Here is a 22,274-nt window from a genome sequence, read left to right on the forward strand (position 1 = left end):
ACAGCCACCCCCCTACTCCATACCCAACCATAACGCCGAATCAGCGCCCTCTCCCTATGGGAGAGGGTTGGCGTGAGGGGACTATTGTTAGGCTTTCGAGCGGAACTGAGATATCCACAGTACGGTGATGGCAAGGCCGAACACGACGCCAAAACCGATCCCGACGCCGATCACCGGCACGCCTAATTTGACCACCAAAGAGTAGAGGCCAAGCATCAGCAGCATGGCGGTGTTTTCACCCAGGTTCTGTACCGCGATGGCATTCCCCGCCCCAACTGAGCGTTTGCCCCGCTCTTGCAACAGCGCATTCAGCGGCACCACAAAGAAGCCCCCTAGCACACCAATCACCAGCAGTACGCCATAAGCATTCAGCATGCTGGTTTGCACGGCGAAGAAGGCCACGGCGATGCCGATCAGGATCCCGGCAGGCATACAGCGCTTAACCGTTTCCAGCGTCACAAAGCGGGCTGCCGCCCCGGCTCCGACCACGATACCTATTGCCACCATCGCGTTGAGCATGGTTGGCGTGGCGTTATCGCTAATGCCCAGCGCTACCGGTACCCACAGCACCAGCAGGAAGCGCAGGGTGACGCCAGCGCCCCAGAACAGGCTGGTACCGATCAGTGAGAAACGGGTTTGGCCATCGCGCCACAGCACCACGCAAGCGTTGAAGAAAGTGCTCCCCATGACGCGTGGGTGCCAGGAGGCTACCTTATGGGCAACCGGCAAGCGCGGGATATAGAGGTTAGCGACGACCGCCGCGCCGTAAACCACGGCACACACCGCCAGTGCGGCCACGATATGCCAGTCTGCCAACATGCCACCGGCTACCGAGCCCACCAGGATGGCAGCAATGGTGGAAGCCTCCATCAGACCGTTGGCCTTCACCAGCTTATCGCCGCTGATGATCTCACCCAGGATGCCGTACTTCGCTGGCGAATAAGCCGCCGCCCCGATGCCGACCAGGGTATAGCCCAGGAAAGGGTTCAGCCCAAAGCAGATCACCAGCGCACCGGCCAGCTTCAAGCCGTTGGCGACCATCATCACCCGGCCTTTGGAGAAGCTGTCGGCGATTTGGCCCACAAACGGCGCCAGGATGATATAGGTGGCCACGAAGGCCATTTGCAGTATCGGTTGGCTCCAATCGGGGTACATTTGCTGTTTGATCAGCGCCAGGGTAGCAAACAGCAAGGCGTTATCGCCGAAGGCCGAGAGAAACTGGGCACAGATCACCGCGATCATTGAACGTGACAGCAGTGGGGAATCAGTTGCATTCATTATGCCTTCTCCGGCTGTTCAGCCATTTGGCGCAAAGTAACGAAATCCGGTTTGCCGCTGCCCAGTAACGGCAACGCCTTCACCAGGCGAATATCGCGTGGCACCGCCAGCTCCGGGGTGCCCTGCTCACGAGCCACCCGCAGCAAGCTATCACGGGTAATGCTGGCGTCGTTGGTGAACAACACCAGCGCTTCGCCTTTGCTGCTGTCGCTTTTCACCGTGGCCGCATGCAGCCCTTCCGGTGACAGGCGCACAGCCAACTGTTCCACGCTCTCCAGCGAGATCATTTCCCCCGCCAGTTTGGCAAAGCGCTTCACGCGGCCACGAATGGTGCAATAACCCTGTTCGTCGAAGCTGACAATATCACCGGTATCGTACCAGCCAGCTTGCAGCACGCCGTTTTCGTCCTCGGCTGCCGGAGCTTCCAGCTCGCCTGGGCGTTCAACCCGCAGGTAGCCCTTCATGATGTTCGGGCCTTTCAATTGCAGACGGCCGCCGTTATCGATGCCAGCCATCTTGATCAAACGTGCTTCCATCTGCGGCATAATGCGGCCTACGGTGCCAACTTTGGCCGCCAGAGGCACGTTGATCGATACCACCGGAGCACACTCCGTGACGCCATAGCCTTCTAAAATGCGGATGCCGTATTTGTCCTGATAAACCTGTTTGGTGCTTTCGGCCAGCTTCTCTGCCCCGGCCACCACATAGCGCAGGCGGGCAAAATCATAAGGATGGGCGAAGCGGGCGTAGTTGTTGAGGAAAGTCGCCGTACCAAACAGCACGGTGCAGTTGCGGTCATAAACCAGTTCCGGCACCACGCGATAATGCAGCGGGCTTGGGTAGAGGAATACCCGGCTACCGGTCATCAACGGGGTGATCAACCCGACAGTCAGGCCGAAAGAGTGGAACAGCGGCAGCGAGGACATAAAGCGATCGCGCGGGGTGAAATCCGCAATGGTTCGGATCTGCTCCACGTTGGCCAGCAGGCTGGCATGGGAATGCACCACGCCCTTCGGATGGCCTTCCGAGCCGGAGGTAAACAGGATCAGCGCCGCATCCTCTGGTTGCTGTGGCACCATTGCCTTTTGTGGCTGGAACAGGTGACGCAGGATCCACAGTTTATCGTCGCGGGTGACGGTATCTTTCAAATCTTCCAGATAGACCCAGTTGGCTTCCGGCACCTGCTCTGGCAGGTGTGTCAGTTTGCCCTTTTCCAGGAACTGGCGTGAGGTAACGATGGTTTTAATGGTGGCCGCGGTCATCGCGCTTTTCAGCCCGTTCACACCGGCGGTGTAATTGAGCATCGCCGGGATCCGGCCACGTAATGAAGCGCCAAAAATGGCGGCAGCGGTAATAGTGGCATTGGGCAACAGCAGGCCAACATGCTCTTTCGGCGCGGTAAAGCGTTCCAGGATGCGGCTGACGCCCAGCGATTTTTTGAGCAACGTATGATAGCTGTCTTCCTTGAAGCCCACGTCTTCGATGCAGGGCTTGAAGCGGCCATAACGATGCTGCGCGGCCAACAGCGCGCCGAACAGGGTTTGCGGTTTGAGGGTATCCATGCGCGCCTGCATCATGATCTGATGCAGCCTGTCACCGGCCAACTGCCGGCGTTGACTGGCCTTTGGCGCATCTGGCATCGGTAAAGTGGTTGGCGGCAGAATGCTGATGGTGGTCTGTGGGAAGGCGCGGAGTTTATACACCCCGGCCATACGGCCAAACACGCTGAATTCCGGGCCATCGATACGTACCGGCACGATGGTGGCGCCAGATTTGGCGGCGATAAAGGCCGCCCCGTCGTAGACCTTCATCAATGAACCGGTCACCGTAATGCGCCCTTCCGGGAACACCACGATCGGCCTGCCCTGCTCAACCATGCGCACCAGATGCTTGATGGCCATCGGTTTGGTGGGATCCAGTGGCACGAAGTCGATATAAGGCTTCAGCCAACGCATAAACCAACGTTCGGAAATGCTGGAGTAAACGGCAAACACCGGTTTTATCGGTAAGAACAACGCCAGCAGCGCGCCATCCATGAAAGAAACGTGATTCGGGGTGATCAGCAGTTTCTGCTGCTCAAAATGCTTGGCGTCGCCTTCGACACGAACACGAAACATCAGGCGAAACAGCGCACGTAACACGGTATATATCATCCCACTCTCCCTCGGGGTTGATGGCCTTAAAAATTGTCTGAGGGAAGAATACTATACGGCAGGCAAAAAAAAACCTACGCATCCGCGTAGGTTGGTGCAATTGAAAATGGCTTCAACATACAGAGTATGTCGATTGCTCACCAATCAATACCTCTGGGACAGTCAATTTACCCCGCCACGCCAAACTCTCGCCAGCGGCCAATCGCAACAGTCAGGCGCAAAGTGTAACCAGCGATGTAGTTTTGCCTTTGATAGACATGGTTATGAAACTATTGAAAAACCTCAACCAACCCGGATCGTTGGGCACCGCACGCTGCATCCGTTAACCCTGGATCCGCTTGGGGGCGAAAAGGTGAATTTAAAAGCCATAAATGCAACGCTCACCACAAGTTAACGATACCAGCCCTTGCGGCGCGCGATTTTTTCCGCAAAACTGAGGAATGTAAGCGATTACCCAGGAAGTGTTGCAGATATGGCCACGATTAAGGATGTTGCCAGGCTGGCGGGTGTTTCCGTCGCCACGGTGTCCCGCGTAATAAATAACTCCCCAAAAGCCAGCGAAAGTTCACGGACCGCCGTGCTGGCCGCCATGGAAAGATTGCAGTATCACCCTAACGCCAATGCCCGTGCGCTGGCACAGCAATCCACCGAAACCCTGGGCCTGATTGTCTCTGACGTTTCCGATCCCTTCTTTGGTGCCATGGTAAAAGCCGTGGAGCAGGTGGCCTACGCCACGCATAATTTTCTGCTGATTGGTAACGGTTACCACAATGCCGAAAAAGAGCGCCAGGCCATTGAGCAACTGGTGCGCCATCGCTGTGCGGCCTTGGTGGTGCATGCCAAGAAGCTTACCGACGATGAGCTAACCGTCTGGATGCGCCAGATCCCAGGCATGGTACTGATCAACCGTACGCTGCCTGGCTTTGAGCCCCGCTGCGTAGCGCTTGACGATCGCTATGGTGCCTGGCTGGCCACCCGTCATCTGATCCAGCAGGGCCACCAGCGGATCGCCTTCATCTGCTCCAACCACCAGATTTCAGATGCTACCGATCGATTGCAGGGCTACCTGGATGCATTGGAAGAGCACGGTATTGCGGTGGATGAGAAGCTGGTTGCCTACGGCAAGCCGGATGAGATTGGCGGCGAGCAGGCCATGACCGAGTTACTGGGCCGTGGTAAGCAGTTTACCGCCATCACCTGCTATAACGATCCGATGGCCGCCGGGGCGCTTTCGGTGCTCAGTGATAACAGCGTGGACGTTCCGGGCCAGATTTCGCTGATTGGTTTTGATGACGTACTGATTTCGCGCTATCTGCGCCCACGCCTGACCACTATCCGCTACCCGGTGGTGGCGATGGCGACGCAAGCAGCAGAGCTGGCATTAGCGCTGGCCAACAACCAGCCGCTACCGGAGATCACCAATATGTTCAGCCCGACGCTGGTACGCCGCCATTCGGTCGCCAGCATCAATAACGCTTTCGAGCAAAACTAATCTAGCAGGCGGTGGTAGAGGCGCACGGGGCGATCCGGGTACTCCAGCGCCTCGCCGATGTGCTGCCAGCCATGGCGTTCGTAATAACCGCTAAACTCGGCATACAGATACAGCTCCTTGAACCCGGCCCGGCGGCTGTATTCCTGCACATATTGCTGGAGCTGCAGCCCCAGCCCGCTGCCGCGCTGGCTCTCTTCAACGTAAAGCGCGGCCAGCCACGGCGTTAAATCCTGGCGGCTGATCAAATCACAGCGCCACAGCCCCACGGTGCCTACCGGCTTGTCATCCAACAGGGCGATAAAGGTGATCGGCAACCCTTCATGCCGCAGGCTGCTGGCCACCACGCTGGCAAAGAATTCCCGGCTGTTTTCGCTGCCAAACGCCTGCCACTGCCAGTCGATAACCTGTTGCTGATACTGCGGATAGTCCGCCAGATGCACGATACGAAACACGCTAATCCCCTCTGAAAAATGCCTTAAACGCCAGCACCGTCAGTGTACGCGAATCAATGCATGGGTGCCCCAACAACATATGTTGCTGAATTTGTAGGGGTCGAACATGTTCGACGCGATCTAACCCTATGCTAGACTCAGCAATATTTACCGCAGCGGACGTTGAAAGAGGGTAGCCATTGATGATCACCATGTTGGATGTTTCCATGCGCGCGGGGGTATCGAAAGCCACGGTTTCCCGCGTTTTAAATGGCACCGGCCAGGTGAAGAAGAGCACGCGTGATGCGGTGTTCAAGGCAATGGATGAGTTGGGCTACCGGCCAAACTTTCTCGCCCAATCGCTGGCCAATAAAAGCTCCAACAGCATTGGGCTGGTGGTCTCCAATTTTGACGGCCCCTACTTTGGCCGTTTGCTGCGCCAGGCCGCCAAACTGGTCGAGGCCAGCGGCAAGCACCTGATCGTCACCGACGGCCACGACACGCCAGAAGATGAATTGCAGGCGGTACGGCTGCTGGCGGATCGCCGTTGCGACGCGATTATCCTGTACACCCGCTTTATGGGCGAAAGTGCCCTGATGGAGTTGCTGGAAGACCTGCCGGTTCCGGTGATGGTCATTAATCGCGATCTGCCGCAGGCCCGTGAACGCTGCGTGTTCTTCGAACAGCAACAGGCCGCCTTCAACGTGGTGGATTACCTGATCCGTCAAGGGCACCGTGAGATCGCCTGCATCACCGGGCCGATCGATACCCCCACCGCCCAATCCCGCTTGGCGGGTTATCGTCAGGCGTTGGAACACCACCAGGTTGCTTTCAATAATGCCTTGATCACCAACGGTGATAGCAGCGTACCTGGCGGATACCTTAGCTGTAAGGCTCTGCTGGCTAGCGGCAACGCATTCAGCGCGCTGTTTGCCAGCAACGATGATATGGCCATCGGCGCGATGAAGGCCCTGCACCAGGCTGGCAAACGCCTGCCTGAGGACGTTTCGCTGTTTGGTTTCGACGATGAGCCAAGCGCCGCCTATCTGCAACCGGCGTTGTCTACCGTCTACCTGCCGATCGACGCGATGATCGAAGCGGCGATCGCCCAAGCCCTGCGTCTGATTAACGGCGAAGCGCTGCAACCGCTAACGCCGTTTGTCGGTGAGTTAAAACTGCGTGAGTCCGTGGTACCTGGCCCCTACGCTTAAATTAACTCCAGCCCGATCAATTCTTCAATCGTCTGGCGGCGACGGATCAGCCGAGGCTCACCGTTTTCAAACAGCACTTCCGGCAGCAGCGGGCGGCTGTTGTAGTTGGAGGACATCGACGAGCCATAGGCCCCGGTGTCATGGAATACCAGATAATCACCGACCCGCACCTGCGGCAACGGACGGGTTTCAATACCGCCACCCGCTTGCTGGGTAAACACATCACCCGACTCACACAGTGGCCCGGCGATCACGGTGTCTTGCAGCGGTTGATTATCAGTATTGCGGCCGTCGGCAGGCAGCAGGGAGATATGGTGATAGCTGCCGTACATCGCCGGACGCATCAGATCGTTAAACCCAGCGTCCACCAGGACAAAGTGGCGGCTGCCCATCTGTTTTACCGAACGCACTTCGGCCACCAGCACGCCTGCTTCGGCCATCAGGAAACGCCCCGGCTCGATTTCCAACTTCACCGGATGGCCCAGATGTGCGGCAACTCGCTCACGTGCCCGGTTCCACAGGCCGTAATAGTGTTCGGTATTGATCGCCTCTTCTCCTTGCTGATAAGGGATAGAAAGGCCGCCACCGGCGGAAATAGCCGTAATGTCCTGCCCCAGCGCAATCACCTGCTGCACCATCGCATCACACACGCGCTCCAGGTGCTGGTAATCCACCCCAGAACCGATGTGCATATGCAGCCCGATCAGTTTCAGGCCGTATTGCTGCACCTTGGCGACCGCCTGCGGCAGATCGGCATACCAGATACCGTGCTTGCTGTTTTCACCGCCGGTATTGGTTTTCTGGCTATGGCCGTGGCCAAAACCAGGGTTGATCCGCAGCCATACCGGATGCCCGGCAGACACCTGGCCAAGCTGTTCCAGCATATCGATAGAACCGGCGTTGACCGGGATTTTCAATTCACTGACGCGCGCCAGCGTGGCGTGATCCAGCACATCGGCGGTAAACACGATATCTTCGCCACCCGGCTCAAAACCGGCTTTTAACGCGCGCTCGATTTCCCCCAGCGACACCGAATCCACCTTGACGCCCTGCTCGCGCATCAGGCGCAGAATATGAATATTCGAGCAGGCTTTCTGGGCAAAACGGATCACGTCAAAGTGCTGCAACTGGCTGATACGCTGGCTGATGATAGCCGCATCATAGGCCCAGACCGGGCAACCAAAGCGTTGGGGCAGCGCCAGCAGATTGGCGGCGTTCAGGGCGGTAGAGGTGTCGTTCAAGGAGCGTGGCATGGTTCGGTTCCCATAATCAAATTTTCCACCATCATGCCGCAGCGGCCCCGGTGTGAAAAATATCTATTTCGCCATAGTCTATTCATTTATGATATGGCTTTTCCTCTCCGTGGAGTTTCGCCATGTACGCCATTACCCTGCGCCAGATTGAGATTTTCCACGCGGTGATGACCACCGGCAATCTGACCGAAGCGGCGGCGCTGCTGCAAACCTCACAACCGACCGTCAGCCGCGAGCTTGCCCGCTTCGAGAAGCTAATCCAATTGCAACTGTTTGACCGCGTACGTGGTCGCCTTTACCCGACGGTGCAGGGCTTGCGGCTGTTTGAAGAAGTGCAGCGCTCTTATTACGGCCTGGATCGCATCAAGAATGCGGCCGCCGGTATCCGGCAATTCCAGCAGGCGCAGCTTTCCATTGCCTGTCTGCCGGTGTTTTCCCAATCGCTGCTGCCTGCCGTGTGCAAACCTTTTGTCGATCGTTATCCGGAAGTGAGCTTCAGCGTGATCCCGCAGGAGTCACCGTTGCTAGAAGAGTGGCTTTCGGCGCAGCGCCACGATCTGGGCCTGACGGAGAATACCCTGACGCCCGCTGGCACCGAGCGCATGACGCTGATGACGATGAATGAGGTGTGTGTGCTGCCTGCCGGGCACCCATTGCTTGCGAAAAGTACGCTGACACCGCAGGACTTCAACACAGAAAACTTTATCAGCCTGTCGAGCACCGACAGCTACCGGCAACTGCTGGACGCACTGTTCCATGAACAAGGCATCGAGCGCCGGATGGTGATGGAGACCCACAGCGCCGCTTCGGTGTGTGCGATGGTCAAGGCCGGCGTCGGCATCTCAATCGTCAACCCGCTGACCGCGTTGGATTACGCCAATAATGGCGTTCATGTGCGGCCCTTCAGCGTCGAGGTGCCGTTTACCGTGAGCCTGATCCGCCCGCTGCACCGCCCCTCTTCCGCGCTGGTCACCGCCTTTGTGCAGCACTTGCAGCAGCAGGCGCAACAGTTGCCCGCCCGCCTGGCTTCGGTTATCCAACGCTAGCGCAGCGTGGCGCGCCAGCCAGGATCGGTGGCAAACCATTCCACCAGGAAGTCCAGCATGGTACGCAACGTGGCGGGCATTTGTCGGCGCGAGGTGTAGATACCGTAGATCCCCATCGTCTGTGACAAATACCCCGGTAACAGTTCCACCAACTCCCCCTTTGCCAACAGTGGCGCAGCGGAATAATAAGGCTGCATGGAGATCCCCGCACCTTGCAGCGTTCCTGCCAACAGCACCACCGATTCGTTGGCACTGAGGTTGCCACTAACCGCCACCGCCGACTTCACGCCTTGCTCATCAAAGTGCCACAGGCTTTTACCAAAGTAGGAATAGGTGAGGCAGTTGTGCAGAGCTAAATCTTGCGGGTGACGCGGGGTACCATGAGCGGCCAGATAGGCTGGAGACGCACAGATCACCGAAGCGCAGTTGGAAAGCGGCCGGGCAATCAGATTGGGATCCAGTTCGTTGGTGATGCGTAGTGCCAGATCGATCCGCTCCTCCACCAGATTGACCGCTCGGTTATTCATTTGCAGATCCACCGCCACCTGAGGATGACGCTTCAGGTACTGCGCCACCGCCCCCACCAGCGCCGTTTGGCCAAGCGATTGCGAACAGGTGATTCGTAGCAGGCCACGTAAATCGTCACTCTGCTCGTTTTCCACCAGATCGATATCTTTCGCTACCGCCAGCATTTGGCGGCAACGTTCCAAGGTGCGCTCTCCGGCATCGGTCAGGCTGAGCCTACGCGTAGTACGGTGCAACAGCCGCGCCCCCGCCCATTGTTCCATCTGCGCCAGATAGCGCGTCACCATAGCTCGCGACATCGCCAGGGTATCCGCGGCAGCAATCATGCTGCCGCGTTCGACGATAGTGACAAAAACCTCTGCGGCGGTAATGCGATCCATGATTCGCTCGATTTACGCAATGAATAATTGCTTATTATCCGGTTTTTCTCCCTTTCTATGCAACCTATCATCTGGCCAACGACAACAAATACCCAAAAGGCACCTGCACATGTTTAAGAAATCATTACTGACCCTGGCCGTAACCGGCTTAGTTTCATTCAGCACCTTCGCCAATGCGGCTAATACTCTGACCCTGGAAGTGTACAACCCAGGCGAAAAGAGCGTTTTCCCGGTCTCTTCCGAGATTGTCAGCGGCCCACACGAAGTGGCGCTGATCGATGCCCAATTCCAGCGTAACGATGCGCAGGAACTGGTGAAAAAGATTAAGGCCACCGGTAAGAAGCTGACCACGGTCTATATCAGCCATTCGGATCCGGATTTCTATTTCGGGCTGGACGTGATCAAAGCCGCCTTCCCAGAGGCAAATATCATTGCTTCACCGGAAACGATCAAAGCGATCAATGCGACCCAGGCAGGTAAACTCGCCTATTGGGGGCCGATCCTGAAAGAGAATGCGCCGAAAACCGTGATCGTGCCGCAGCCGTTGCAGGGCAGCAGCTTTAGCATCGATGGCCAGCAGGTCGAAGTGAAAGGCCTCAATGGCCCAACGCCAGACCGCACCTTTGTGTGGATCCCGTCGTTGAAAGCTGTGATGGGTGGCGTACCGGTAGCCGGTAACAATATTCATCCGTGGATTGCGGATAATCAAACCGTCGAGTCACGCGCTCATTGGCAGCAAACGCTGGAAAGCATCAAGGCGCTGAAACCGCAGGTGGTGGTTCCGGGGCACTTCCTGCCAGGAGCGGCGCAAACGCTGGAGTCGGTGACCTTTACCCACAATTACCTGACCACGCTGGAAAGCGAGTTGCCAAAAACCAAGAACTCCGCGGAACTGATCGCGGCCATGCAGCAGCACTATCCAAAACTGCAAGATGGTTCTAGCCTGGAACTGAGCGCCAAGGTGCTGAAAGGCGAAATGAAGTGGCCGCAATAAAGCGGTAGGAGCAAAAACATGACGACCCTGCATTACATTTTCGATCCGCTGTGCGGCTGGTGTTACGGTGCAGCACCGCTGGCCAAGGCCGCGCAGGCTATTCCAGGCCTGACCGTTGCCCTGCACGCCGGTGGCATGATGACCGGCAATGCCCGCCGAACCATCAACGAGGAATGGCGCAATTACGTGATGCCGCATGACAAGCGGATTGCCGGGCTAACCGGCCAGCCTTTCGGCGACGGTTACTTCAACGGGCTGCTGCGAGACACCACGGCGGTGATGGACTCTGAGCCACCGATCGTTGCGATCCTGGCCGCTGAACAGCTCGCCGGACGGGGCCTGGATATGCTGCACCGCATTCAGGAAGCTCACTACCGGGAAGGGCGACGTATTGCCGATGCGCCAGTGTTGGAAGCGCTGGCGAAAGAGTTGGGCCTGGATCCTGCTGCCTTTATTGCCGAGATGCGTTTGAACAGCGGCGCGCCAACGGCACAGCATATCGCCGACAGCCGCGCACTGCTCGCCAGAGTCCGTGGGCATGGCTTCCCAACCTTTGCCCTGGAGGATAATCAAGGGCGGCTATCCCAGATCCCCGTGCAGGAGTATTTGGGAAATGTTGAAGGCTGGAAAGCATTACTGAAAGATGCCGTGAAATAAATCTGCAGGGGCGAGCACATGTTCGCCCCGAACTTAGTTGTAACAATTTCATTTTGTGTTGTGATTTTCCGCCGTGCCAAAAATGCCTTCGCCTTACTCTACTCAACGTTACTAGCGCTCGTTTTATCTCTGCTGTATTGCAAATAATGAGCCACGTCAAAACTGCTTACATGTGGCGGTTTGTTTGTTACCAACCTCGTGCCCATGCTAGAAGAAAACGATACCTTCTGGATTTTTATGAACACGAGCACCACACAAAAACGGGCCGTCTGGCAGTTGATCAAACCCTTTTGGGTTTCGGAAGAAAAATGGCGCGCCTGGGCGATGCTGATTGCCATCGTGGGCCTATCCCTGGGGCTGGTCTATATCAGCGTGCTGATCAACCAGTGGAACCAGGTGTTCTACGATGCTCTGCAAAATAAAAACTACCCGGTGTTCAAAGCCCAGCTGTGGCGCTTTACCTATCTGGCGTTGGCTTTCATCGTGCTGGCGGTCTACAAAATCTACCTGACCCAGGGCCTACAGATGCGCTGGCGGCGCTGGATGACGGAAAAATTTATGGGCAAGTGGCTGGCACACCAGGCCTATTACCATACCGAACAACAGCAGATTATCGATAACCCCGATCAGCGTATCTCTGACGATCTCAACGTCCTGACCCAGTACACCTTATCTTTATCGCTCGGCCTGCTCTCCAGCCTGGTGACGCTCTGTTCGTTTATTACCATTCTCTGGCATATCAGCGGGCCGATGACCTTTGTGATCGCCCAACATACCATTACCCTGCCCGGTTATATGGTGTGGTTTGCCCTGTTGTACGCGGCGCTGGGATCGTTGCTGATCTGGTGGGTCGGCAAGCCGCTGGTTATGCTCGGCTTTAATCAGGAACGCTATGAGGCGAACTTCCGTTTCGGGCTGATACGTATCCGTGAAAATAACGATGCCATCGCGCTGTATCACGGTGAGCCACGCGAGAAGCAGCAGCTAAGTAACCGTTTTGAGGCCATCCGCAGCAACTGGTGGTCGATCATGCGCATCACCCGGCGGCTGAATATCGCCAGTAACTTCTACGGCCAGTTTGCCATTGTCTTTCCGCTGCTGGTGGCGGCACCTCGCTATTTCTCCGGTGCGATCCAGATGGGCGGGCTGATGCAGATCTCCTCCGCGTTTGGCCAGGTGCAAGGCTCGCTGTCATGGTTTATCGACGCGTTTTCCAATCTGGCCACCTGGAAAGCCTGCGTTAACCGTCTGGCTGGCTTTAACGCGGCGGTGGACGAGGTGCATAACCAGCCCCGTGGCATCAGCCTGCAACAGGAAGACCACTCACCGCTGATGCTGCGCGATGTTGGCCTTACGCTGCCCGATGGACAGCCTCTGTTAAGTGCAGCAACCATGACGCTGCAACGCGGCGAGCGCGTACTGGTCGTCGGCCCTTCTGGCTGTGGTAAATCTACGCTGCTACGTGCCATTGCCGGGATCTGGCCTTACGGTTCGGGTGAGATCGGCCAGGATAAACATCTCACCACGCTGTTCCTGCCACAGCGCAGCTATATTCCGATCGGTACGCTACGTGAAGCGTTGAGTTACCCGCATCAGGATAAAGACTACAGCGATGAGCAGTTGTTGAAAGTCCTGGAAAACTGCCGGCTGAAGCACCTGCAACGCTGGCTGGATACCAGCGCCAACTGGAGCCATCGCCTTTCACCGGGCGAGCAGCAGCGGTTGGCGTTTGCCCGTGCGATCCTTACCCGCCCGGATGTGCTGTTCCTGGATGAGGCCACCAGCGCGTTGGATGATGAAACCGAACAATTGATGTATTGCCTACTGGTTGACGAACTGCCGGGGGTCACGCTGGTCAGTGTGGCACACCGCAACAGCGTGGCGAAATATCATCAGACCTGCTGGCGTTTCAGCCGTAATGAAAATGGCCCAGCCCAGATGGCGCTTAGCCCGTTGCCGATACCGAGTTAGCCTCAATAGCTCCTCTCACTCCCCCCTTTGGAAGGGTTGGAGTGAGAGGGCACCTGATTAAATCCCATCAGCCTCGGCGTTGGCGCATTTCACCTTACGCCGTTCATGCCACAGGCTGGTCAAGCCGCGTTTGCCGCAGGCCAGCGCCATGTCACGGAACTCGGTCAGGCTCAGCCCTTCGCGCTCCAGCATCATTTCGGCAGCCAACTGCATATTAACCCCGGTAAGCACCTCACAGCTACCATGCGCATCGGCCAACTCGCAGGCACTACGGAAAGGCGATCCCCCCAGCATATCGGTAAGGAATACCACACCGTCCGCTTGTTCTACCGCTTGCAGCGCGGCACTCAACGCCACTTTCAACTCCGCCGTGCCCATATGGACAGGGAAGTCCACCGCGATACAGGCAGGCTGTTCCCCTACCACCTGCTCTACCGCCTGTAGCAGGCCACTGGCGAAGCCGCCGTGGCCGGTAATGACAATTCCTGGCATGTTCTCTTCCTCACAGCAAACCGATAAATTTACCCACTACGCCGATCACCACCGTCACACCAATCAGTTTCACCGGTGAGAAACCGCGCTTCATCAGGAAGAACACCAGCAACGTGAAACACAGCGGCAACAGGTTGGGCATCAACTTATCGAGCACGTCCGTTTGCAACGCCACGGTGGCCTTACCGGCATGCATGATCAGCGGCGTAGAAAGATGTACATAAGAGGCCACCAGCGCACCGATGACCGTCATGCCCACGATCGACGCCGCATGGGATATTCGTTTGGTATGGGTTTTCAACAGCGTCAGCGCACTGGTGCCCGCCTGATAGCCATAGTGCGCCAGCCCAAAGCGCAGCCCGAAGTGGAACACGTTGAACAACAGCAAGAACACTATCGGCCCAAACAGGCTGCCTTCCAGCGCCAGAGATGCCCCGATGCCCGCACAAATCGGCAACAGCGTCAGCCAGAACAGCGCATCACCAATGCCTCCCAACGGCCCCATCAGCGCCACTTTCACCGCTCGAATGGTGGAGACTTTCTCCTTGTTTTGCTCCATCGCCAGCACCAGCCCCGAGAGGAAGGTAACGTCGAAGGGATGCACGTTGATAAACTCCATATGCATCTTCATCGAATTCGCCAGATCCTGAGGATTGCGATGGATCTTGCGCAAGCCCGGGATCAAGGTGTACAGCCAGCCACCGGCCTGCATACGTTCATAGTTGAACGATGCCTGCAGTAACAGCGAACGCCAGGCCATGCGGTTGATATCGCTGCGCGTCAGCGCTTCTGCCGGGCGGCTATCAACGTAGTCGTCCTGCTCGACCTGGCTGGTGGCCAATGCCTGTTCCAGGCGTTTTGCTGCTTTTTGTGCCAGCAGATCGTCAGAATCATTAAATGCCATCTTCAGCGTCCTCCGGTTGAACAGGCTTTCTGGTCACATCCGCATCTGCCCGTTGACTGTTAAAGAAATCGATCAGCGCGATCGCCAATGCCCCCAGCGCCACCGCCAGGATCGGCAGCTTAAGGAAAGTCACCGAAATAAAGCCGAGGATGAAATACGCCACGTAGGTTTTCTTCATCATCACTTTCATCAGCAGTGAGAAGCCGATCGCCGGCATCATACCGCCCGCCACTGCCAGCCCATCCAGCAGCCAGGTCGGCGCTTTCTGCACCATGGCGCTGGCCGCATCGGCACCGAAGTAGATCGGCAAAAACGCCACCACAAAGTAGAAAACAAACAGGATACTGATACCGAGGTAGTTCACCCGCTCAACGCCACGCCAGTTCAGCTCCTGTACCATGCGATCGCAGCGGTGCATCATGGGTGAAAACGCAGTGAACAGCAGCGTGATGCAGCCCTGTACCGCAATGGCGAACGGCACCGCCACGCCAATGGCCACCTTGGGATCGGCCTTGGTGAGGATGGCAAACGCCGTGCCGACCACCCCGCCGATAACCACGTTAGGCGGCTGCGCACCGGCCAGTGGCACCATGCCCATCCACACTAGTTCCAGCGTCCCGCCCACCAGCAAGCCAGTGGTGACATCCCCCAGGATCAGGCCAACCAGCGGCCCCATCACTACCGGGCGGTGGAAGTGGGTCAGGCCGTCGAACAGGTCGACCCCGGCCAGCCCCGCCAGCAATGCAATCAATAACGCGTCAGTTAACATGCTTCCCCCTGCGCTCAAGCGAGCAGTTTGCCTATCGCTTCACCGGCTTCATCCGGCACCCGGCGCACCTCGCAGGCTACGCCCAACGCCGCCAGCTCACGAAAGGCGGCAATGTCATCGTCATCCACCGAGACCGTCTTGTGGATTTGCCGTTTCCCTGCGGCGAAGTGCATATTGCCAACGTTGACAAAGGTGATGGGCACTCCGCCCTGCACCAGTTTCAATACGTCCTGCGGCGTTTTGCACACCAGAAAAATCTTTTGCCGATCCGCCGCCTTGTGGATCACGTCGATGGTTTTTTGCAGGGTGAAGTAACGGGTCTGCACGCCTTCGGCCACCACCATGTCCATCAGGTTTTGCTGTACCGGATCGGCGGCGGCATCATCGTTGGCCACCACCACCAGATTGGCGCCCAGCGTGTTGGTCCAGGTCACCCCTACCTGGCCATGCACCAGGCGGTTATCGATACGAGTCATCAGAATATTGGGCATATCAGCGCACCTCCGGGTAACAGGCTGAGTGGTAGTCGTCGAGCACCTGGGTAATTTTGTGGATCACCCAATCTTGCGGATCCTGACTCAGCTCACCGGCATTCAAGGCCCGTGCCTGATCGGGTAAATACTGGCTGAGTAAGGCCAGCGGGATTGGGTTACTCCGTAGATTGTCCATCAACGCATCCACGGCCTGCTGGACCTGTGGTTGAGGCCAGTAATAGCGCACGCGATCGCTCAGGCTGTAGTGCCGATCCAGATACTGTTGATGCGGGCTGCCGTGATAATAGCGGCTCCACTGCTGCGGCTGTTCACGCATCACCTGCTCAAGCGTGGCGCACAGCTGGGCTGAACGATGCTCCCCTAACCATTCACGTTCGATACGATCGAGGGCAAACAGCGCCTCACGCAGCGCAAAAGTGAGCGCCGGGCCAACTTTCAGAATGGCGAAATGGTCACGCACCAGCTGCGAATAAGCCTTCGGTGCCTGGTAGTCGGTCGAGTGGGCCTCATACAGCAACCCCGGTTGGCGTTCGATAAAGCGGCTCAACGCCTGCGCCGCCTGCGGTTGGTAATGTTCGACGCTGTGATGGTCGAACTCGACGCCGGGTTGCACCACCAGGGCGATCACTCGTGACCAGGCGCTGCTCAGCTCTGCTTGCTGCCAGGCATGACGGTGCGCCTCTAACGTGACGGAGACGGCCTGTGGCGTAGTCACCTGGATGCCTTGCAGCGTTTCCTGCGCACCGCCCGGTACTGGCACTTCGGTTCCGATTACATACACCGGGGCTTCACCACCCGCTTGCTGCCAGGCTCGTTCCGCCACTGCGCACAGGCGCGCTGCACGCTGTGCCACCACTTCATCTCCCAACGGGGTGGGATCGTCAGCGCAGGACATGGAGCAGTCGAGGTGGATCTTGCGAAATCCGGCGCGCACATAGTCGTCAATCAGGGTTTCGGACAGCGCCATCGCCTCTTGTGCCGGGCGGTCTTGCCAGGCGTTAGGGCCAAGATGATCGCCCCCCAGCCAAATAGCGCTCCTTGGCAACCCGATGTCATCCGCCATCTGCCACAGCGCATCACGAAACTGTGCGGCGGTCTGGCCGGTGTAGCCGCCAAACTGGTTAACCTGGTTTGACGTCGCCTCGATCAATACCGGCGTGCCACGTGCCTTTGCTTGCCGCAAGGCGGCCTGCAATACCCAAGGATGCGCGGAGCAAACGGAAAATATTCCCACCGGCTGGCCGGCCTTGTGCTGTGCTACCAGTTGTAACCACTGCTGCATGAATCCCCCATGATGGCACCCTATTCGCGATCGGCTATCACCACATCTACGCCTAAATCGCTGAGCGCCTGCTGATAATCTTGTGGAAGACGGCTATCTGTGATCAGCCGATGAATTTGCCCGACTTCGCGGATCATGCAAAAGCTCTTGCGACCAAACTTGCTGGCATCCGCTACCGCGATAATTTCGCGCGCCACCTCGCACATCACACGATTGAGGTGTGCCTCACCGGGATGAGGCGTAGTGATCCCCGCAACCAGATCGAAACCGTCGACGCCCAAAAACAGTTTGTCGAAGCGGTACTGGCGCAATTGCTGCTCGGCAGCCGGGCCATAGAGCGAATAGGAGTTCTGCCGGACGCTTCCCCCCAACACCATCACTTCCACCCCGTCGTAACCTGAAAGCTCATAGGCAATGTTCAGCGCATTGGTCATCACCACCAGATCGCGGCGCGGTTTCAACCAGGGCACGATCTGGGCCGTGGTGGAACCGGAGTCCAGGATCAGCGCATCACCGTCCCGCACGTAGCTTGCCGCTCGGCAGGCAATCTGTGATTTCACATCTCGGTTCAAGCGCCCCTTGTCGTGTAATGGGCGATCGAAGGCAAACTGCTGGTTGAGCATCGCCCCGCCATAGGCACGCAGCGCACAGCCTTTGCGTTCCAGAAAGCGCAGATCGTTGCGGATCGTCACCGTGGAAACGGCAAACTGTTTGCTGAGCTGTTCCACCCGCACGCTTCCGTGCTCGCAGAGCAGATCGATAATGTGTTCACGTCGTTTAGCGGTGTTCACTGGCATGAGCAATAGGTCCTCAGGTTTCCGGTTTCGGCCGGGAGATGATGGCTTTCGCTCTACTGCGGCGGTATTACAACAAAGCGAAAGCAATGAAATTGTGATCGGGGTTACAGGGCAGTTTTAGCAGCAAATGGGGGTAAAAAGCTTTCGGATCGAAATGAAATGAAACTATTTCCTCGGCGGGCGCGAGAAAAGTGAAATCTGCCGCAGGCCGATAGGGCGGCAGGTTAAGAGTATGTGAAAAATAGCACAGTGAAAGCGGCTTTGGCGGGCAGCAGCGAAAAGGCTTTTCTTTCCTTAGGTGATCAACATCACAAAACTGTTAATTGGCTCAGTTTAGCCAACCGACACCCAGGTGGGTCACCAGACCAACAATCACCAAAATCACGATCACGGCGATGGTGTAAAGCACAATACGGCGGGGGCTGTAGAAAGAAGACATAGCGATTCCTCACAATAAGTTTACTGCCGTTACTATCCGTTATAGCGGGCCATGCTGCCAGCAATAGTTGCCCTCGCGTTGATCAAAGTCACCTGGTGGGTGCCAAGCGCGGTTTCCTTAACCTCTTGTCAGGCGAGATGATCTTTCCTAAACTGGCACGCAGATACTGGCAGCCCTGCCAGTACGTAAGCGTTAACGTCAATCAACGCATCTCGTCATGCAGTAATGATTGGCTGCATGCCTGATGCGAGGATCTCATGCCCCAACCTGAACCACCCGCACATTGTGTTGTTAAACGCAGCCGTTTGACGCGTTTCTTATTGCTGGCCGGCATCATGCTGGTGGCGGCTAACCTGCGTGCCCCTTTAACCAGCGTAGGCCCGTTACTGGAACAGATCCAGCAACAACTGATGCTTTCTGCCACCGCCGCCGGGTTACTCAACTCCCTGCCGCTGATCCTGTTTGCGGTGTTATCGCCATTAACGCCGTCGCTGGCCAAACACATTGGGATTGAACGTACACTCGGGCTGGCGCTGATGCTGCTGGTCGCCGGGATCGTGCTACGTTCACAACCGTGGGATGGCATGCTGTGGCTGGGAACGGTGTTGATCGGCGCTGCCATCGCCTTTGCCAACGTGGTGCTACCAACGCTGGTAAAACGCGATTTTCCTCATCGGGCTGCGGTGATGATCAGTACCTATGCGGCCGTGATGTCACTGGTGGCCGCTATCGCCTCCGGCATGGCGGTGCCGTTAGCGGCATTCAACGATAACGGCTGGCGTTTTTCACTGCTGTGCTGGAGCCTGCCGGCGTTTATCGCGCTGGCGATTTGGCTACCCCAACTGAAGCGCAAACCCATCCCGGTTACCCGAACCGGCACGCCGGTGGCCGCAGAAACCTTTCGCTCTCCCTGGAGCAGCGCCCTGGGTTGGCAGGTGGCCCTGTTCATGGGGCTGCAATCCATCACTTTCTACACCATTATCGGTTGGTTCAGCGCCTTTGCCGCCAGCCACGGCACCTCACCGCAGCAGGCGGGGTTCGAGCTGTTTGTTTATCAGATCGTGGCTATCGCCGCCAACTTTGTGATGGTGTTTGCACTACCACGCGCTCGCGACCAGCGGGGGATCGCACTGGTCAGTTCGCTGTTGATCTTTATTGGCGTCGGCGGATTGCTGTTGCTGCCTGCCCACTCGCTTATCTGGCTGATATTTGCCGGGCTGGGGGCGGGGAGTTCGTTGGTGCTGGCACTGTCCTTCTTTGGTCTGCGCAGCCAGCACCACCATCAGGCAACGGTGCTGTCAGGGATGGCGCAGTCCATCGGCTATCTACTGGCCGCATTGGGGCCGACCTTGTTTGGCCTGGTGCATGATTTGACCCAAGGCTGGACGGTGCCGTTGACGATTTTGCTAGGGTTAACGCTGCTACAGATGCTGTTCGGCATCTTGGCCGGGCGTCGCAAGATTATCGGCTGAACCGGGCATGGCATGATCTTCCACCAGCCAAAGATCTTCGATAAAGCGCTGTTGCCGCTCATTGAGTTGCCAGGATGGCGGAAATCTTAGCGTTTCCGCTAGTGGAACCTCTGTGGTGGGAATGAGTGATTGATTGTCCATCGGCGCGTTCCTGCTCCCCTGGCTACCCTGTTGCCAATTGAAATCGGTACCACGAGCGCAATGCCATGTACCGTTTTCCCCTAGACACAGAGTAAATCATTGGCGGCGATTTTGATTATCGATATAAACAATCACTCAACTAGCCTAGGCCTATGGGACGACAGATATTCCTCAACCAAGTCGCTATGTCGGGGCGAATATTAGCGCCCCGACAAATTCAGCAATTCAATCAAGCTGGCTAACCGAGTCCCGACTCGCCTGATGGCGATCATCCCCAATCAGTTCGCTCAGATGCCCATCTCGCATTTGCAGCAGGCGATCAGCATGTTCAAAGTAATGGTCGTCATGGCTGATAGCAAACACGGTTTTTCCCATTTCGCGCAGTTGGGGCAGTAACTCACGGTAGAAAGTACGGCGGAACTGGGGATCCTGATCCGCCGCCCACTCATCCAGCAGTAAAATATCCCGCTTTTCAGCCACCGCCAGCAGCAGGGCCAGGCGCTTGCGCTGCCCTTGCGACAGCTGTGGATTGGTGACGCGCGTACCGTCGAACTCCAATTTGCTTTTCATTTTCAGGCGCTGTAACCAGGTTTCCACCAGTTCGGCGTCCGGTTGTTCTCCTTGCGGCCCCAACAGATGGTGAAACTGGTAGAAATCCGTAAAGATGGCAGAGAACAAGCGGCGATAATCTTCACGATCGGCAACCGTAATCGGTTGACCATCCAGCAGGATCTGCCCACTAACGGGCACATACAGCCCAGTGAGCAGCATGGCCAGCGTCGATTTACCGCTGCCGTTGCCGCCAATCAGGAACACCAGTTCGCCCCGCCGTAACGTCAAATTGATCGGCCCAACCGCAAACCCTGATTGCTGTTCACCCGCCGCATAGTGGAATGCCACGTCACGCAGTTCCAGCGTTTGCCACGCGCGAGCCTTAGGAGCCGGAAATGCCGGATCATACTCCGCCAGTTTGAGCGCCTTCACTTTATTGAAGGCCACTTCGGCCGCAATCAGCGTCGGGAATGCCCCAACCGCCTGTAATAAGGGGGTACGCAGGAACAATAGTGTCAGGGAATAGGTCGCCGCCACCGTGGTGTTCGCCCAGCCCAGGCTGTTTGCCATATAGAACACCAGGCCAATAGCGCCCAACATCATGATATTCGACCAGTTCACGGCGCTAAGGTGGAAAGTATCTGCGCGGATAATATGGTGACGGTAGTCACCGGCATCGGGCTGGTAAGCCTGCTGGAATAGCATTTTTGCCCGATCGCGGTTCAGCGCCAGTTCTTTGCGCCCGTCGATCGCCGCTTGATAATGTAGATAGAGTCGCTCTTCCGCTTCGCGCACGCTGCTCAGGTGGCTATAAACCCGCGAGACCAGATACCAACTCCCCAAAATGGTGACCGTCACCCATATCGCTGTCACGCCCAACATGGCAGGCGACAACCAGCCCAGATAAGCAGCCGATCCCAAGGTCAGGATCACCCCCTGAACCAACTCCGGTAGGCGGACAAAAGCAATGGTGATATTGCGAATATCGCTCGACAGGCTAGCCAGCAGTGAGGCACTACCCAACTGCTCCAACCGTTCAATATGGGTATCCAATATTCGCTTCACCAGTTGACCACGCAGCCGGTAAACAAAATAGTGCCCCAACGAGGTCAACGCCAACTGAGAGCCGAGCGTAACCGCCATCAATAGGGCCAACAGGCCGAGAAACTGCGGCAACACCACTAGCGGGTTACCCGCCGCGCCCATCAGTTGCACGTTAATAAATGCAATGATGCCGATCCCCAACGCCGCACTGGCCATGGTTAACGCCATTACCGCCAGAAACGGCCAGCGATACTGCTGGAACACCACCCGTAACAACTCCATCAGAAACCCTATTCAAAAATCATGCACTGGCGGGCATTGTAGTTGGCGAAAGCGTGATATCAATAACAATTCTCATTTTGTTGGGTAAGAAGATGCTGACCCTGGCCTGTCCGTGCAGGCCAAACGCAGGGCGATGACTAAAGAAAATAGAGGGCAAGCAACTGCTTATCGGGCTAAAAAACATTATTAACACAATAATAAAAATCTCAAAAATA

General features: G+C 56.9%; 19 protein-coding genes. 7 read left to right on the forward strand and 12 right to left on the reverse strand.

Annotated features, from left to right (window positions below; translation table 11 throughout):
- Positions 1-87: 87 nt before the first annotated feature.
- Together lplT and aas are read right to left on the reverse strand one after the other, a co-directional pair.
- The gene (lplT, locus tag IMQ33_RS24295) at positions 88-1,278 is read right to left on the reverse strand and encodes a lysophospholipid transporter LplT (RefSeq protein WP_196062813.1); all 1,191 of its coding nucleotides are present in this window, start codon (positions 1,276-1,278) and stop codon (positions 88-90) included.
- Positions 1,278-3,431: a bifunctional acyl-ACP--phospholipid O-acyltransferase/long-chain-fatty-acid--ACP ligase gene (aas, locus tag IMQ33_RS24300; protein WP_186529076.1), complete on the reverse strand. Its 2,154-nt coding sequence runs from the start codon at positions 3,429-3,431 to the stop codon at positions 1,278-1,280. Before aas ends, lplT begins: the two co-directional genes overlap by 1 nt.
- A 472-nt stretch (positions 3,432-3,903) precedes the next feature.
- Between aas and galR the strand changes: the two genes are divergently transcribed.
- Positions 3,904-4,923 carry an HTH-type transcriptional regulator GalR gene (gene galR / locus IMQ33_RS24305; RefSeq protein WP_196062814.1) on the forward strand — a complete coding sequence of 340 codons (1,020 nt, stop codon included), beginning with the start codon at positions 3,904-3,906 and terminating at the stop codon, positions 4,921-4,923.
- Here the strand turns inward: galR and IMQ33_RS24310 are convergent.
- Complete coding sequence (locus IMQ33_RS24310) at positions 4,920-5,375, reverse strand: GNAT family N-acetyltransferase (protein ID WP_065684142.1); 456 nt, start codon at positions 5,373-5,375, stop codon at positions 4,920-4,922. The genes galR and IMQ33_RS24310 overlap by 4 nt on opposite strands.
- Positions 5,376-5,557: 182 nt before the next feature.
- Between IMQ33_RS24310 and IMQ33_RS24315 the strand changes: the two genes are divergently transcribed.
- Positions 5,558-6,565 (forward strand): LacI family DNA-binding transcriptional regulator, encoded by a 1,008-nt coding sequence (locus tag IMQ33_RS24315; protein WP_065684141.1) that lies wholly within the window; start codon positions 5,558-5,560, stop codon positions 6,563-6,565.
- Here the strand turns inward: IMQ33_RS24315 and lysA are convergent.
- Positions 6,562-7,818: a diaminopimelate decarboxylase gene (lysA, locus tag IMQ33_RS24320; RefSeq protein WP_186529078.1), complete on the reverse strand. Its 1,257-nt coding sequence runs from the start codon at positions 7,816-7,818 to the stop codon at positions 6,562-6,564. The two genes, IMQ33_RS24315 and lysA, sit on opposite strands and share 4 nt — an antisense overlap.
- Before the next feature lie 122 nt (positions 7,819-7,940).
- Between lysA and IMQ33_RS24325 the strand changes: the two genes are divergently transcribed.
- On the forward strand, positions 7,941-8,864 hold the full coding sequence (locus IMQ33_RS24325; protein WP_161738718.1) for a LysR family transcriptional regulator: 924 nt from the start codon (positions 7,941-7,943) through the stop codon (positions 8,862-8,864).
- Here IMQ33_RS24325 and IMQ33_RS24330 read toward each other — a convergent pair.
- Complete coding sequence (locus IMQ33_RS24330) at positions 8,861-9,769, reverse strand: LysR family transcriptional regulator (protein WP_024529463.1); 909 nt, start codon at positions 9,767-9,769, stop codon at positions 8,861-8,863. The two genes, IMQ33_RS24325 and IMQ33_RS24330, sit on opposite strands and share 4 nt — an antisense overlap.
- 109 nt (positions 9,770-9,878) lie before the next feature.
- Between IMQ33_RS24330 and IMQ33_RS24335 the strand changes: the two genes are divergently transcribed.
- The 3 genes from IMQ33_RS24335 (at position 9,879) to IMQ33_RS24345 (ending at position 13,391) form a co-directional block, all read left to right on the forward strand.
- Complete coding sequence (locus IMQ33_RS24335; protein ID WP_098929905.1) at positions 9,879-10,763, forward strand: MBL fold metallo-hydrolase; 885 nt, start codon at positions 9,879-9,881, stop codon at positions 10,761-10,763.
- An 18-nt stretch (positions 10,764-10,781) separates the two neighbouring features.
- Positions 10,782-11,420 (forward strand): DsbA family protein, encoded by a 639-nt coding sequence (locus tag IMQ33_RS24340; protein WP_065684138.1) that lies wholly within the window; start codon positions 10,782-10,784, stop codon positions 11,418-11,420.
- A 237-nt stretch (positions 11,421-11,657) separates the two neighbouring features.
- Complete coding sequence (locus IMQ33_RS24345) at positions 11,658-13,391, forward strand: ABC transporter ATP-binding protein/permease (RefSeq protein ID WP_186529084.1); 1,734 nt, start codon at positions 11,658-11,660, stop codon at positions 13,389-13,391.
- Positions 13,392-13,448: 57 nt separating this feature from the next.
- On the opposite strand, the gene agaF is transcribed toward IMQ33_RS24345, so the two are convergent.
- From agaF to agaR, 6 genes are read right to left on the reverse strand one after another with little or no spacing between them, the layout of a single operon-like run.
- Positions 13,449-13,883 carry a PTS galactosamine/N-acetylgalactosamine transporter subunit IIA gene (gene agaF, locus IMQ33_RS24350; RefSeq protein WP_065684137.1) on the reverse strand — a complete coding sequence of 145 codons (435 nt, stop codon included), beginning with the start codon at positions 13,881-13,883 and terminating at the stop codon, positions 13,449-13,451.
- Positions 13,884-13,893: 10 nt separating this feature from the next.
- Positions 13,894-14,787 carry a PTS system mannose/fructose/sorbose family transporter subunit IID gene (locus tag IMQ33_RS24355; RefSeq protein ID WP_065684136.1) on the reverse strand — a complete coding sequence of 298 codons (894 nt, stop codon included), beginning with the start codon at positions 14,785-14,787 and terminating at the stop codon, positions 13,894-13,896.
- Complete coding sequence (gene agaW / locus IMQ33_RS24360) at positions 14,777-15,556, reverse strand: PTS N-acetylgalactosamine transporter subunit IIC (RefSeq protein ID WP_021179850.1); 780 nt, start codon at positions 15,554-15,556, stop codon at positions 14,777-14,779. The genes IMQ33_RS24355 and agaW overlap by 11 nt, the downstream gene beginning before the upstream one ends.
- 14 nt (positions 15,557-15,570) lie before the next feature.
- Entirely contained in the window at positions 15,571-16,047 is a 477-nt protein-coding gene (gene agaV, locus IMQ33_RS24365) for a PTS N-acetylgalactosamine transporter subunit IIB (RefSeq protein ID WP_024529457.1), read from the reverse strand.
- Between the two features lies 1 nt (position 16,048).
- A complete protein-coding gene (locus IMQ33_RS24370) occupies positions 16,049-17,332 on the reverse strand; it encodes a D-tagatose-bisphosphate aldolase, class II, non-catalytic subunit (protein WP_196062815.1) in 1,284 nt (427 codons plus the stop codon).
- A gap of 20 nt (positions 17,333-17,352) precedes the next feature.
- Positions 17,353-18,129 carry a transcriptional repressor AgaR gene (agaR, locus tag IMQ33_RS24375; RefSeq protein WP_037375671.1) on the reverse strand — a complete coding sequence of 259 codons (777 nt, stop codon included), beginning with the start codon at positions 18,127-18,129 and terminating at the stop codon, positions 17,353-17,355.
- A 696-nt stretch (positions 18,130-18,825) separates the two neighbouring features.
- Between agaR and IMQ33_RS24380 the strand changes: the two genes are divergently transcribed.
- A complete protein-coding gene (locus IMQ33_RS24380) occupies positions 18,826-20,040 on the forward strand; it encodes an MFS transporter (RefSeq protein WP_196062816.1) in 1,215 nt (404 codons plus the stop codon).
- A gap of 366 nt (positions 20,041-20,406) precedes the next feature.
- Here IMQ33_RS24380 and IMQ33_RS24385 read toward each other — a convergent pair whose 3' ends face one another.
- A complete protein-coding gene (locus IMQ33_RS24385) occupies positions 20,407-22,059 on the reverse strand; it encodes a multidrug ABC transporter permease/ATP-binding protein (RefSeq protein ID WP_098929902.1) in 1,653 nt (550 codons plus the stop codon).
- Between the last annotated feature and the right edge of the window lie 215 nt (positions 22,060-22,274).

The sequence above is a fragment of the Serratia sp. Res13-Sevr-LER1-36-b genome (genome assembly GCF_015673035.1).
Classification (GTDB): Bacteria; Pseudomonadota; Gammaproteobacteria; order Enterobacterales; family Enterobacteriaceae; genus Chania; species Chania fonticola_C.